Genomic DNA, 12,735 nt, shown 5'->3' on the forward strand with positions numbered 1-12,735 from the left:
TTATTTCTCCATCTTAAAATAATAGTCTAATGAATGTTTTCCAGAACCATAGATTAAGAAAAAAGCACAAGCTAAAAGTGTTACTAATGCTAAAATTAAATTACCGCTGTGCATTTCGCCAACAAAATTAATAACTACAGCGCCGATCAAAATAGGAAGCTGCGCAACGATAGTCCAACGTGTTAGTAGCCCAAAAGCAATTAAAAGTCCGCCAATAAAGTGAGCAGGAGCAACATAGTGTACTATAATCATGCCTCCGGCCATATTTTGCATGGGTTTAAAAAGTTCCATGAGCATGGTACTATCAGACATAAAGTTGATGCCTTTAAAAAACAAAAAGGCACCCAGAGCAATACGTAATAAGTCAATGGGCAAATAAGTGTGCCTATTGGCCCACTTATTTAGGGTTTTTATTGTTTCCATGATTGAAAGTTGTTGGTTTTCAATCTATAAGATACAAAAAAATGCGCAGTTTTAGAAATTAAACCTGTAAAACCCCCATGTTAAAACGCCTTTCGATAGGTGCGTGATTAGCCGCTTCAATACCCATGCTAATCCAGGTTCTGGTGTCCAAAGGGTCGATTATGGCATCGGTCCAGATTCGTGCCGCAGCGTAATATGGAGACACTTGGTTGTCGTATCGGTTTTTAATTTTATCGAACAATTCGGCTTCTTTTTCTTTGGTGATTTTTTCACCTTGTTTTTCCAAGGAAGCTTTTTCGATTTGCAACAATACTTTGGCAGCTGAGTTGCCACTCATTACTGCCAGCTCGGCACTGGGCCAGGATACAATAAGTCGTGGGTCGTATGCTTTTCCGCACATAGCGTAATTACCTGCACCATAACTGTTACCAATAATTATAGTAAATTTTGGCACTACCGAATTACTCACAGCATTTACCATTTTGGCACCATCTTTTATAATGCCACTGTGTTCACTTTTACTGCCCACCATAAATCCGGTAACGTCCTGTAAAAATACCAACGGAATCTTCTTTTGGTTACAATTGGCAATAAATCGGGTGGCTTTGTCGGCACTATCATTGTAAATAACGCCGCCAAATTGCATTTCGCCTTTTTGGGTTTTTACCAGTTTACGTTGGTTCGCTACAATACCAACGGCCCAACCATCAATACGGGCATAACAAGTTATTATCGTTTGTCCGTAGCCCGCTTTATATTCATCAAATTCCGAATTATCTACCAATCGTTCTATGATTTTATACATATCGTATTGGTCAGCTCGAGATTTGGGAACAATACCATAAATATCCTCTGGGTTTTCGGTAGGCTTTTTTGTTTCAATACGGTTAAAACCAGCCTTATCAAAATCCCCAATTTTGCCCATTATGTTTTTTATAGTGGTTAAAGCATCTTTATCATCTTTGGCTTTATAGTCGGTAACTCCAGAGATTTCACAATGGGTGGTGGCACCGCCCAGGGTTTCATTGTCAATGGTTTCGCCAATAGCCGCTTTAACCAAATAGCTTCCCGCGAGGAAAATGCTACCAGTTTTGTCCACAATTAAAGCTTCATCACTCATAATAGGTAGATAGGCGCCTCCAGCAACACAACTGCCCATAACAGCAGCAATTTGGGTAATGCCCATGCTGCTCATTACAGCATTATTCCTAAAAATGCGACCGAAATGTTCTTTGTCAGGAAAAATTTCGTCTTGCATAGGCAAATACACTCCAGCTGAGTCCACCAAATAAATAATTGGCAATCGGTTTTCAATAGCTATTTCCTGAGCGCGTAGGTTCTTCTTACCTGTAATGGGAAACCAAGCACCGGCTTTTACCGTAGCATCATTGGCCACAACTATACATTGCTTGCCTTGGATATAACCCATTTTTACAACGACACCACCCGACGGACAACCACCATGTTCTGGGTACATGTCTTCACCAGCGAAGGCACCAATTTCTATGGAAGGTTTTTTGTCGTCCAGTAAAAACTCAATGCGTTCACGCGCGGTCATTTTACCTTTACTGTGTAATTTTTCAATTCTACTTTTTCCGCCGCCAAGGCTCACTTTGACTAGGCGCTTTTTTAATTCTGAAATTAAAAGCTTATTGTGGTCTTCGTTTTTATTGAAGTTAATATCCATCTAGTATGAGTTTGTCGCTAAAGTACAAAAGTTTCAAAATTTAATTGTAGAATGTTAATGAAATGCTAAATAATATTACATGGAAATATATTCCTTGGAAAATAAATTTATTTTTTGTACTTTTGAAGTGTTAAAAGAAAGATAATAACATCTCAGTAAAAATTTCGAAGAAAGAGAAATATTCGAGAAGATGTTTAAAATAAAAAACACATGAAAAAGATAATTGCATTTGCAGGAAGTAACAGTAAAAATTCCATTAACAAACAGTTGGTAACTTATGCCTCGAGTTTATTGGAGGACACAAAGGTAGAATTACTCGATTTGAATGATTTTGAATTACCGCTTTACGGTATCGATTTAGAAAACGAAGCAGGTATTCCTAAAAACGCACACAAGTTTTTAAGCTTGATTAAAGAATCGGATGGCATATTCTTGTCCTTGGCCGAACATAATGGCGCCTATTCAACGGTTTTTAAAAATTTATTCGATTGGATGTCGAGAATAGAAAGTAAAACCTTTTTTGGTAAGCCCATGTTGCTTATGGCAGCATCACCAGGGGGTAGAGGCGGGGCATCGGTTCTGGAGATAGCCCAAAGTAGGTTTCCATTCCATAATGCTGAAATCGTTGAAGTGTTTTCATTACCCTTTTTTGGTGATAATTTTGAAGCTGGAGAAATTATAGATGATAAATTAAATATCGATTTGAAACGGAAAGTGGAAGCCTTCGAAAATATTTTAGAAAATGCAAATACTACACAAGTTTAATAAAACTAAAGGCCTATTTTACTTGGAGTTAAATGGGCAGGTTAAAGCCGAAATGACTGTTAGCATGACTAATAAGCATAAAATGATAATAGAGCACACCGAGGTTGACCCGAGCTTAAAAGGTCAGGAGATAGGGTATGGATTGGTTGAAGCGTCTGTGCATTATGCTAGAGATAACCAGTTAACAATTAAACCAATGTGTCTGTTCGCTGATGCTGTTTTTAAGAAGAAACAGGAAGCGTATGCCGATGTGCTATCGCAATAGACTAAACAAAAAAGAAATTATAGTGTAATATCATGGGAGACCTCTCTAAAGATATCAATTCAAAGTTTGAAAACAACCGCGTCAAGGCGTTGATTAATATCGTTTATACGGCCAATTGGATTACAGGGTATCAAAACGATTTTTTTAAAAGCTATGGCATTTCACCACAGCAATACAATATTTTAAGAATTTTGCGTGGTGCTGGTAAACCATTAAATGTACAAACCATTAAAAGTCGAATGATTGAACGGTCGCCCAACGCCACTCGGTTGATGGACAAACTTTGCGCCAAACAGTTTATAGAGCGTTTGCCTTGCGAGTACGATCGCCGAATCGTAAAAATAGCCATTACCGATGAAGGATTGGCTTTGCTGGAAAACATTCCAGATGATTTTAATAGCAAATTGCTTGAAAATTTAAATGAAGAAGAAGCCGAACAACTAAGTTATTTACTCGATAAAATGCGGTAAGAATTTTTTTATCAAAATTTCACTATGGAAATAAAAAGAAAGGATTTTTAAAATGAAATTAAATACAATAAAAAACAGAGGTGCCAGCCATTTTGTGAATATGGGCGATATTAGGTTAAGACAGCCTTTACCCACACGTAAAATAGACATGGTTGATCCATTTATTTTGTTGCACCATTATGGACCCTATCATATCTCTGAAGCGCACAACCCGTTCGATTTGGGGCCGCACCCGCACCGTGGTTTCGAACCAGTTACCTTTTTGTTTCAAGGCGAGCAGCTGCACCGCGATTCATTGGGGAATGAAAGTGTGGTGAAAGCTGGTGACGTCCAATGGACAACTGCTGGTCGTGGAATCATTCATGCCGAAGCGCCCACAAAAGCTTTCGTAAAACAAAGTGGGTATATCGAAGGTATTCAACTTTGGCTTAATTTACCTGCGGAAAAAAAGATGATTCCAGCAGCTTACCAACACGAAAAACACGACGACTTTAGAGTGGTAACATCTAAAGATAAAAACATAATTACCAAAATTGTTGCTGGAGAATTAGATGGTGTTCACGGACGTATTAAAACTCAAACCTCGGTTAATGCGTTCGTGATTGATGCCAAATCTGGTGGAGAAACCGAAATCGAAATTCCGGAATCGCACAATGCTTTGCTGTACTTATTAAGTGGTGATATTAGGGTAAATAATTCTGAGGAATTAAAACTCGATGCCATTCAAATTTTAGAATTTAACCGAGATGGCAATGGTATTTCATTAAAGGCTAATGCTGATTCAAAATTATTATTGGTTTCCGGGGAACCTTTTAACGAGCCCGTAGCCACTTATGGTCCTTATGTTATGAATACCCAAACCGAAATTCTGGAAGCCATGCGCGATTTTCAATCCGGTAAAATGGGGTTCCTTCCGGCCAATTAACTTAAAAAATGCTATGAAAAAAGTCATTCATAAATCAGATACGCGTGGGTTTGCCAATCACGGTTGGTTAAAATCGCATCACACGTTTAGTTTCGCAGGATATCAAAACCCTGAACGGATGCATTTTGGTATGCTTCGTGTTTTAAACGATGATGTGGTACAGCCTAAAATGGGGTTTGGCACGCATCCGCACCAAGATATGGAAATTATTTCCATTCCCTTAAAAGGTGCTTTATCGCACAAAGATAGTATGGATAACAAACGGTCTATTGAAGTTGGTGAAGTGCAGGTTATGAGTGCCGGAACGGGCTTGACTCATTCTGAGTTTAACGACTGTGCAACCGATGAAGTCAATTTTCTTCAAATATGGATTATTCCAGAGGAAAAAGGCGTAACGCCCAATTACGAACAGCGAAAGTTCGACTGGTCGGAGCAAAAAAACAAATTACAAACCGTTGTAGCTCCCAAAGCTAAATTGGAAGGTAACGCCCTGCCTATTAGTCAGCAAGCTTATATTTACCGAACTAATCTGGATGCAGAAAAGGCCATTGAAGTAAAAGTGAAAGAAGATAACAACGGACTTTATATTTTTGTGGTTGAAGGCGACATTGAAGTAGCGGAAACAAATTTGAACGCTCGCGATGCCATTGGCCTTTATGAAATTTCAAAAATAGAAATTAAAGCCCTTAAACCGTCTCAACTTATAATTATTGAAGTGCCGATGTTGGTCTAGAAAACACCAAATTATTTTAAATAATTTTCGCTTCCAATCATACTCTTGTTCGTCACTCTGAACTTGTTTCAGGGGCTCATCATAAAATTGTGACTTACAAACAAGATGATAAGCTAAAACCAGTTCAGCATGACAAAACCAAGGTTTGTGATTATAAGCAGACAATCTAATAACTTATTAAAGCATTCCTCTATTCAGGTATGCTTTTTTTTAAAATAGGTTCTTCCTAAATCTTTCATATTTTTGCCATCCTATGAACGATAATTTTACAAACGAATTTTTCGGAATTGGCATCCAAAATGGTAAAACCCCAGAAAATTTGGGCGTGCTTTGGCGTTCTGCCCAAAACTTAGGCGCGAGTTTTATTTTTACCATCGGTAATAGATACGCCAAACAAGCCTGTGATACCCACAATGCGGTTAAAGCGATGCCGTACTTTCATTATGAAACCTTCGAAGAATTTTTTAATAATTTACCTAAAGGAGCCAGAATAGTAGGGGTTGAGCTAGATGATAAAGCTGAAAATTTAGAAAACTTCAAACACCCGAGACGTTGCGTATATTTGCTGGGGGCCGAAGATCACGGGCTCTCCAAGCAAGCCATTGAAAAATCGCATTTTTTGGTGAAATTTAAATCCCAATTAAGTTTGAATGTTTCGGTAGCGGGCAGTATCGTTATGTACGACAGACAGCTTAGTAAACCACGAAGTTAGTTTACCGTTTCTTTATGGCTTCCTTTTCTAAAACAGTGTTCTTCGCCAATAAAATTGGGGTCGCCGTACTTTTCAGACCAAAAGCCTTCCAAAATATCTTTTGTTAGACATTTGTAAACGGCAACGCCTCTAAATATAGAATGCGCCGCTTTGTAATAAAAGTTAATCACTAAAATATTGTTTTTAAAAAAACCAGTGCCGAATTGCTTTTGGTCGTTACCAATAGTCCAACTGGCCTCGATGCGGTTGTGTTCATTCAGCGCAAGTTTTAGTGTTCCGTTGTATTCTGTGGCTTCCAAATCTTGGTTTTTGCCCATTATGTTGTATTCTCCAATGAGGTCTTCTACGGTCATTTGCTATGCTTTTGTAGTGATAATAACTACTTTTCGATTGGTTATATCGGTTGTGAAAAACAAATATAAATGGCCGCCATCTTTTATTTTGAATTTTTTTCGGATTTGTTGCACCGTTTCCGGGAAATTTCGCGTTGTAATATTGGCTTTGTTTATCCCTAGCTTTTTGAAGTTCTTTTTGTTATACGGTAAGCATTTTTCAATTTTAAAAGCTCTACCGGGGAAATTGATTAAATGCTCGCTAGTATATAAATGAGTATGCTGTTGGATTTTAAAAACATTGAATTGTTTGGCGATGGAATGGAATCCGCCAGATTTTAAAATAGCCACATTAGGCTCGTATAAAAAAGAAAGCGGTTGGCTGTAAGCGGAAATTGTATTTTTTTCATCTTTATAATGAAATGAAAAATACGCATTATTTAATTTTTTTAGGTTTACCGTTTCCACTGAAATTTTCCCAATAAAGCCTGCTTCTAAAATCCAAAGTAGCTCCTTCACTTCGTTGTTAACAGCTATAACATGGATGGTTTTTACATGTTTTAACTCATCTAACCCTACCGAAAAATCAAGTAGCGGCGAGGTTTTTATCATTATATTTTTGGTGTTTTTAAAAAGTGTTTCGATATGTTCGGGTACATTGGGTAAACAGTCTTTTAAAAAAAACACTTTGCCTTTAATGTCGTGCCGGCGTGAGGGATCGATATAAATCCAATCAAAGTTGGTTTTAAAGTCTTTAAGGTAAACAATACCGTCTTCGTTGATTGTTTTAATATTTTCAACATTAAGCTGCTTGTAATTGTGTAAAACGATATTAGAAAGGTCTTGGTTAACTTCGCAGTGCGTTACTTTCTGAAACTGTTTTGAAAAATAAAAACAATCTACTCCAAAGCCTCCTGTTAGATCAATTATGGTTTCGCCTTTAATGAGTTCGGATTTATATTTTGCTGTAATTTCAGAAGAGGTTTGTTCAATATTAAGCTTGTTAGGGTAGTAAATGTTTTCAGTTTTAAACCACGTTGGAAGCTTTTTTTCCGAACGTTTTTTTGCTTCAATCTGTTCGGTAATGGTTTTGGTGTCAACAGCAGAAAACGGTGTTCCCTTTAGTAGAATTGTCGTAATTTCAGAATTTAAATTGTCGTTTATAAATTTCTGAATTTCAGTATTTAAAATTGATTTATTCAAGTAAAACTATAAATTCTTTGTTAGTTTTTTAACAATCTTGTTTTCAGATAAAAAGGCTTTTAAAATCACTTTTATGGCTGTGTAAGCCGGAATGGCTATTATAAGACCAATAACTCCAAACAAGATACCTGTAATTAAAATAACCAAGAATATTTCTAAAGGATGCGACTTTACACTTTTTGAAAAAATAATAGGTTGGCTACCAAAATTATCTATCAATTGGCCAATAGCGAAAACAACAAAAACCCAAAGTGTTTTAGGTAAAATAAGATTGCTAAAACTTTCACCCAGATTACTGGTCATGGTTAGAAGCATCATTAAAAACACGGCAATTATCGGGCCAACGTATGGTATCAAATTGATCAAAGCACATAAAAAGGCTATGACTACAGCGTTTTCAACCCCAATAATTAAAAGGCCAATAGTATAGATGATGAAGAGCACCAAAATTTGTAAAATTAGCCCAACAAAATATCTAGACAGTAAATCCTTAATCTTAGTTGAGGAAGTTTTCCAACGGCTCTCTTTATTTTCTGGGATAAAAATAAGAATACCGTTTTCAAACAATCGGCTATCTTTTAAAAAGAAAAATGAAATAAAAAGCACTGAAAATAGGCCTACGCTAAAACTGCCCAATCCGCTTACTATGGAATTTAAAAAGTTTGGGATAAGTGATAGATCCATTTTTGAAAGTAAATCGGTTTCTTTTAGCGATTGTTCTACATCAATTTGATGCAAATCGAAATACGTGATGATTTCTGTGTACAAATCTTCAATGTTGCGCTGTAATTCATCAATATTTAATAACGATAAATTCTGTCCTTGCTTGATAATTAGTGGAATAAATAGCCCAGCCAAACCTATAAAAACACCTAATAAAAGCGCCATAGTAACAATTACTGCAAAAGTGTTTTTAAATTTTAATCGGTGGTTTAAAAACCGCACTATGGGTCGACCAATCAAAGAAATGACAGCTGAAATAGCGATATAGCCAATAACCGAACGTACTTGGTATAAAAAAAACAGAACTAGAGCAACACCTAATACAATGGCAACTGCCCGTAAAATACCGTTTGAAATTATTTTTGAATTCAATGGATGATGTTTTGTTTAGTAAATCTAGTCATTTAGAATGAAAGTAAGAAATTGTACGGTTTTTATGCGATAAAATGCTTTAATTCCTATAACCTAAAACAACTGTTTTGTTATTTCATAAAGCGCTATGTTGGTTGCCTGTACCACATTCATGCTACTGTTTCGACCAAACATTTCAATGTGAAGAATGGTATCCGAATTTTGCAGGATAGCTTCGGAAACGCCAAAATTTTCATCGCCAATAACTAATGCTATTGGATGTTCTGCTGAAAAATTAAATGTATGAATTGGGATACTCGAATTAGTGATTTCTAGAGAAATAATTTGATAGCCATTTTGTTTTAAATCTTTAATAACTTTTGATACCGATTGTTGAATTTCAAAAGGCACCGATTTTTCAGTAGACCGTGATGTTTTAGTCATTTTTCTGCCCAAAGAAACATCACCACAAAGCATAAGTTTTTCAACACCAAAGGCATCACAAATTCTAAACAAACTACCAATATTTGGCGCGTTAGTAACGTTGTCGCAAACCAGAGTAACTGAAAAATTGCGTTTCGAAAAGCGGCTATTGTAGTGAGTGAGTTGCATTTTGCAGTTAGCAGTTAGTAGTATTCAGTTTCGGTATTGTGTAGAAAATAAAACTATTTGATTAGTATCCTTTTGTGTTTTTGTGCCTTAGCGAGAAACCAATCAATTTTCAAAAGCATATTTTACAATATTGGCGCCCATTTTAAGGGCTTTTTCTCGAACATTGGCAGGGTCGTTGTGTACTTCGGGGTCTTCCCAGCCATCTCCCAAGTCGCTTTCATAAGTAAAGAGTAAAACCAATCGTGATTCATAAAAAATGCCAAAAGCCTGCGGACGTTTGCCATCGTGTTCGTGAATTTTTGGTAGCCCTTCAGGAAACTTGAAAGCGGCACTAAAAATGGGGTGGTTAACGGGTAATTCAATCAAATCTTTATCAGGAAACACTTTTTTAAGTGCTTCGGTAATGTAAGGCTGCATACCATAATTATCGTCAATGTGTAAAAAACCGCCAGATATCAGGTAATTTCTTAGGTTTTCTGCATCGTTTTCACTAAAAAATACATTGCCATGCCCTGTCATGTGCAACAATGGATATTGAAAAATATCGGAACTACCCGTTTCGACGGTTTCAGGTTTGGAGTTTATTTTAGTGTTTATATTTTGGTTGCAAAACGCAATAAGATTGGGCAATGCCGTAGGATTACTGTACCAATCGCCTCCACCTTTGTACTTTAAAACGGCCAGATTTTGGCAGAAAGCAAAAGTGGAAAGACAAAAAATAAAAAGTAAAAAGGTGTTTTTCATATGCAAATCACTCATTGGTAAATGCTACTGAATGGCAAGCTACAATGGCGGCCGTTTCGGTGCGCAAACGTGTTTTGCCCAAAGTTACGGGAATAAAATGGTTTTTTAGTGCGGTGTCTATTTCGGTTGCTGAAAAATCGCCTTCCGGACCAATTAAAACCGTAATCTCACTACCAGGCATCAACTGGCTTTTTAATGATTTTTTATCGGTTTCTTCGCAATGGGCAATGAATTTTTGACCTGTAAAATCTCTGCTTATGAAATCTTTAAAAGTTACAACCTCGTTTAATTTTGGCAAATAATTGTTTAACGACTGTTTCATGGCCGATTGCAAAATACGCTCAAAACGCTCTATTTTCACAACTTTACGCTCACTGTGGTCGCAAATAATAGGTGTAATGGAATCGATGCCAATTTCGGTCGCTTTTTCTAAAAACCACTCATAGCGGTCGTTCATTTTTGTAGGAGCTACCGCTAAATGCAAACTGTATTGGTGTTTAGGGTGAAACTGGTTCGAAACAATGAGCGCTTTACATTTATTGATTTTTGGCACAGAAATTTCAGCGGTGAACAACCAACCCTTACCGTTGGTGATATGTAGGGGGTCGCCAGCCGATTTACGCAATACTTTTACAATATGCCGACTTTCATCTTTATTGAATGTGAAAGTTTTGGTGCTTTCATCTATATCTGGACTGTAAAAAAGCTGCATTATTCTTTGGGTTCAACAATTTTTAAAACTTCAATTTCTGAAATGTTTTTTGAGGCGTGTGTTTTTAAAACTACATAATACCATTTTTTCGACGGAATATCAACTGTAAAAATATCATTTATTTGGTGGTTACCATGTATAATTTCATTTTCAAAATCAGGATGCAGTGTGCCTTCTGTAAACCAACCTAAATCACCACCTTTTTTTGCGTTTGCGTCCATGGAATACTGTTTGGCAAGAAAGTCGAAAGGTGCACCGCTACGGTATTTAGCAATTATTCTATCTCTTAAAGCATTAATGTTTTTTACATCGTATTTATTGCCGTCTAAAAAAATATAGGCGGCACGATGATAAGTGTTTTGGATTTTGTCAACCACTTTATAGTATGTTTTTTCAAACTCGTTTTCACTGGTTTTAGTACCGCCAAGCCCAAGTTTAAACAATGCTTTTGTAAGTCTGGTTTTGTGTTTTTCTTCGTTAAAGGTTACCAATTTGTTCTTTTTGGAATTTCTGTACTCTAAAAAATGTTCAATTTGTTCTGGGGTTGAAATACTGTCCAAATCTTGCTCGATGGAGGTTTGAGCTGAAGAAAATAAGGGAATAGAGAATAACAGAGTAAAAAGTAAAAGGTTTTTCATAACGTAGGTTTTTTAATTCGATTTCAAATTTAAACCTATTGAAAATGTAATCGCGCCAAGTAAAAATAAGTTTTTAAGAATATATTGTTTATAACTTGTTTTTTAACTTTTGAAGAAGAGGAAAAAAAGCAAGCCAAAAATGAAAGTTAGTAGTGAAACTAAAATGGAGTAATTGAATGTTGTGATAACATAATAATTGTCTTTGATGTTAAAAGCTAATGTTTCGTTTGAGTTATAATAAAACCAGCTTCCTAATAGCGTTAAGATTGTAATTATCCATAAAAAATGGTGCAGTTTTAAGTTCATTTTTAAATTTTCAACCGCGCCGAAGCTACTACATCTTGCTGGGCAAAATCCTGCTGCAAATATTTTAAATGACCAACAATGGCAATCATGGCAGCATTATCTGTGGTGAATTCAAATTTAGGTACATAAGTAATCCAGCCAAATTTGCTTTCACCGTCTTTTAAAGCTTGCCGAATCCCAGAGTTTGCAGAAACGCCACCGCCAATGGCAATGTGCTTAATGCCCGTTTCTTTCGAGGCTTTCTTTAATTTGTCAATTAAAATGCCAATAATGGTGTGTTGAATGGATGCACAGATATCGTTTAAGTTTTCTTCAACAAAATTAGGGTTGGCTTTGGTTTCCTTTTGAACAAAATACAAAATGGCCGTTTTTAATCCCGAAAAGCTAAAATTAAGTCCGTCAACTTTCGGTTTGGTAAACTTAAACGCTTTTGGGTTTCCTAATTTGGCACGTTTGTCTATTTCTGGACCAGCAGGGTAGCCTAAGCCTAAAATTTTCCCGCTTTTATCAAAGGCCTCACCAACGGCATCATCAATAGTTTCACCGATAACATCCATGTTAAAGTAATCTTTAACCTTAACAATCTGGGTATGGCCACCAGAAATTGTCATGGCCAAAAAGGGTAATGGTGGTTTTTCGTAGCCTTCTTCATCGATAAAATGAGCTAAAATATGGCCTTGCATATGGTTTACGTCTATTAATGGAATATTGAGCCCGTAGGCCAACGATTTGGCAAATGACGTGCCCACCAATAAACTGCCCATTAAACCAGGGCCGCGGGTAAAAGCAATAGCGTTAAGTTCTTCCTTGGTAATATTAGCTTTTTTAAGAGCTTGGTGTACCACAGGAACTATATTTTGTTGGTGTGCACGTGATGCCAGTTCGGGCACCACACCGCCATATTCTTCGTGTATTTTTTGGCTGGCAATAACATTGCTTAAAATACGACCGTTATGCATAACAGAAGCCGCGGTATCATCGCATGAAGACTCAATTCCGAGGATGTAAATATTTTGTGAGGACATTAATAAAAATTAGGCACAATAATTGTTAATTTTGAAAACGAATAAAAGGCTCTGAACATTTTCGATTACTCGTAGTTGCAAAAGTAATTCATTAAAAACAAAAATAATA

16 protein-coding genes are annotated in these 12,735 nt (G+C 36.5%); 6 read left to right on the forward strand and 10 right to left on the reverse strand.

What is annotated here, in order from left to right; translation table 11 throughout:
• Together GSB9_00305 and GSB9_00306 are read right to left on the reverse strand one after the other, a co-directional pair.
• Positions 1–423 (reverse strand): DoxX family protein, encoded by a 423-nt coding sequence (locus tag GSB9_00305; protein UKM63759.1) that lies wholly within the window; start codon positions 421–423, stop codon positions 1–3.
• 58 nt (positions 424–481) lie between these two features.
• Complete coding sequence (locus GSB9_00306; GenBank protein ID UKM63760.1) at positions 482–2,110, reverse strand: acyl-CoA carboxylase subunit beta; 1,629 nt, start codon at positions 2,108–2,110, stop codon at positions 482–484.
• A gap of 210 nt (positions 2,111–2,320) precedes the next feature.
• Between GSB9_00306 and GSB9_00307 the strand changes: the two genes are divergently transcribed.
• The 6 genes from GSB9_00307 to GSB9_00312 all read left to right on the forward strand — a co-directional run bounded on the left by GSB9_00307 (position 2,321) and on the right by GSB9_00312 (position 5,980).
• The gene (locus tag GSB9_00307) at positions 2,321–2,875 is read left to right on the forward strand and encodes an NAD(P)H-dependent oxidoreductase (GenBank protein UKM63761.1); all 555 of its coding nucleotides are present in this window, start codon (positions 2,321–2,323) and stop codon (positions 2,873–2,875) included.
• Complete coding sequence (locus tag GSB9_00308) at positions 2,853–3,140, forward strand: GNAT family N-acetyltransferase (GenBank protein ID UKM63762.1); 288 nt, start codon at positions 2,853–2,855, stop codon at positions 3,138–3,140. The genes GSB9_00307 and GSB9_00308 overlap by 23 nt, the downstream gene beginning before the upstream one ends.
• 32 nt (positions 3,141–3,172) lie before the next feature.
• Positions 3,173–3,610, forward strand: coding sequence for a MarR family transcriptional regulator (locus tag GSB9_00309; protein ID UKM63763.1), 438 nt, complete (start codon positions 3,173–3,175; stop codon positions 3,608–3,610).
• Between the two features lie 52 nt (positions 3,611–3,662).
• Positions 3,663–4,535, forward strand: a complete 873-nt coding sequence (locus GSB9_00310) for a pirin family protein (GenBank protein ID UKM63764.1) — start codon at positions 3,663–3,665, stop codon at positions 4,533–4,535.
• Between the two features lie 13 nt (positions 4,536–4,548).
• Positions 4,549–5,268: a pirin family protein gene (locus tag GSB9_00311; protein ID UKM63765.1), complete on the forward strand. Its 720-nt coding sequence runs from the start codon at positions 4,549–4,551 to the stop codon at positions 5,266–5,268.
• A gap of 253 nt (positions 5,269–5,521) precedes the next feature.
• Positions 5,522–5,980: an RNA methyltransferase gene (locus GSB9_00312; protein ID UKM63766.1), complete on the forward strand. Its 459-nt coding sequence runs from the start codon at positions 5,522–5,524 to the stop codon at positions 5,978–5,980.
• On the opposite strand, the gene GSB9_00313 is transcribed toward GSB9_00312, so the two are convergent.
• From GSB9_00313 to tsaD, 8 genes are all read right to left on the reverse strand, one after another.
• Positions 5,977–6,333: a hypothetical protein gene (locus tag GSB9_00313; GenBank protein UKM63767.1), complete on the reverse strand. Its 357-nt coding sequence runs from the start codon at positions 6,331–6,333 to the stop codon at positions 5,977–5,979. The two genes, GSB9_00312 and GSB9_00313, sit on opposite strands and share 4 nt — an antisense overlap.
• Before the next feature lie 3 nt (positions 6,334–6,336).
• Positions 6,337–7,515, reverse strand: coding sequence for an RsmD family RNA methyltransferase (locus GSB9_00314; GenBank protein ID UKM63768.1), 1,179 nt, complete (start codon positions 7,513–7,515; stop codon positions 6,337–6,339).
• A 6-nt stretch (positions 7,516–7,521) separates the two neighbouring features.
• Positions 7,522–8,610: an AI-2E family transporter gene (locus tag GSB9_00315; GenBank protein ID UKM63769.1), complete on the reverse strand. Its 1,089-nt coding sequence runs from the start codon at positions 8,608–8,610 to the stop codon at positions 7,522–7,524.
• Between the two features lie 93 nt (positions 8,611–8,703).
• Positions 8,704–9,201 (reverse strand): TrmH family RNA methyltransferase, encoded by a 498-nt coding sequence (locus GSB9_00316; GenBank protein ID UKM63770.1) that lies wholly within the window; start codon positions 9,199–9,201, stop codon positions 8,704–8,706.
• 102 nt (positions 9,202–9,303) lie between these two features.
• Positions 9,304–9,945 carry a DUF4159 domain-containing protein gene (locus tag GSB9_00317; protein ID UKM63771.2) on the reverse strand — a complete coding sequence of 214 codons (642 nt, stop codon included), beginning with the start codon at positions 9,943–9,945 and terminating at the stop codon, positions 9,304–9,306.
• A 7-nt stretch (positions 9,946–9,952) separates the two neighbouring features.
• Positions 9,953–10,657 carry a 16S rRNA (uracil(1498)-N(3))-methyltransferase gene (locus GSB9_00318; protein ID UKM63772.1) on the reverse strand — a complete coding sequence of 235 codons (705 nt, stop codon included), beginning with the start codon at positions 10,655–10,657 and terminating at the stop codon, positions 9,953–9,955.
• Positions 10,657–11,295: a peptidylprolyl isomerase gene (locus GSB9_00319; protein UKM63773.1), complete on the reverse strand. Its 639-nt coding sequence runs from the start codon at positions 11,293–11,295 to the stop codon at positions 10,657–10,659. The genes GSB9_00318 and GSB9_00319 overlap by 1 nt, the downstream gene beginning before the upstream one ends.
• 308 nt (positions 11,296–11,603) lie before the next feature.
• Positions 11,604–12,626: a tRNA (adenosine(37)-N6)-threonylcarbamoyltransferase complex transferase subunit TsaD gene (tsaD, locus tag GSB9_00320; protein ID UKM63774.1), complete on the reverse strand. Its 1,023-nt coding sequence runs from the start codon at positions 12,624–12,626 to the stop codon at positions 11,604–11,606.
• Positions 12,627–12,735: the final 109 nt, after the last annotated feature.

This window comes from Flavobacteriaceae bacterium GSB9 (assembly GCA_022749295.1).
Classification (GTDB): Bacteria; Bacteroidota; Bacteroidia; order Flavobacteriales; family Flavobacteriaceae; genus Flavisericum.

Excerpts from the sequence above, each read along its gene's own strand:
- GSB9_00308 (UKM63762.1), top strand. The coding sequence starts at position 2,853 with ATGCAAATACTACACAAGTTTAATAAAACTAAAGGCCTATTTTACTTG.
- GSB9_00317 (UKM63771.2), bottom strand. The coding sequence starts at position 9,945 with ATGAAAAACACCTTTTTACTTTTTATTTTTTGTCTTTCCACTTTTGCT.
- GSB9_00306 (UKM63760.1), bottom strand. The coding sequence starts at position 2,110 with ATGGATATTAACTTCAATAAAAACGAAGACCACAATAAGCTTTTAATT.
- GSB9_00319 (UKM63773.1), bottom strand. The coding sequence starts at position 11,295 with ATGAAAAACCTTTTACTTTTTACTCTGTTATTCTCTATTCCCTTATTT.
- GSB9_00309 (UKM63763.1), top strand. The coding sequence starts at position 3,173 with ATGGGAGACCTCTCTAAAGATATCAATTCAAAGTTTGAAAACAACCGC.
- GSB9_00313 (UKM63767.1), bottom strand. The coding sequence starts at position 6,333 with ATGACCGTAGAAGACCTCATTGGAGAATACAACATAATGGGCAAAAAC.
- GSB9_00316 (UKM63770.1), bottom strand. The coding sequence starts at position 9,201 with ATGCAACTCACTCACTACAATAGCCGCTTTTCGAAACGCAATTTTTCA.
- GSB9_00310 (UKM63764.1), top strand. The coding sequence starts at position 3,663 with ATGAAATTAAATACAATAAAAAACAGAGGTGCCAGCCATTTTGTGAAT.
- GSB9_00312 (UKM63766.1), top strand. The coding sequence starts at position 5,522 with ATGAACGATAATTTTACAAACGAATTTTTCGGAATTGGCATCCAAAAT.
- GSB9_00318 (UKM63772.1), bottom strand. The coding sequence starts at position 10,657 with ATGCAGCTTTTTTACAGTCCAGATATAGATGAAAGCACCAAAACTTTC.
- tsaD (UKM63774.1), bottom strand. The coding sequence starts at position 12,626 with ATGTCCTCACAAAATATTTACATCCTCGGAATTGAGTCTTCATGCGAT.
- GSB9_00311 (UKM63765.1), top strand. The coding sequence starts at position 4,549 with ATGAAAAAAGTCATTCATAAATCAGATACGCGTGGGTTTGCCAATCAC.
- GSB9_00305 (UKM63759.1), bottom strand. The coding sequence starts at position 423 with ATGGAAACAATAAAAACCCTAAATAAGTGGGCCAATAGGCACACTTAT.
- GSB9_00307 (UKM63761.1), top strand. The coding sequence starts at position 2,321 with ATGAAAAAGATAATTGCATTTGCAGGAAGTAACAGTAAAAATTCCATT.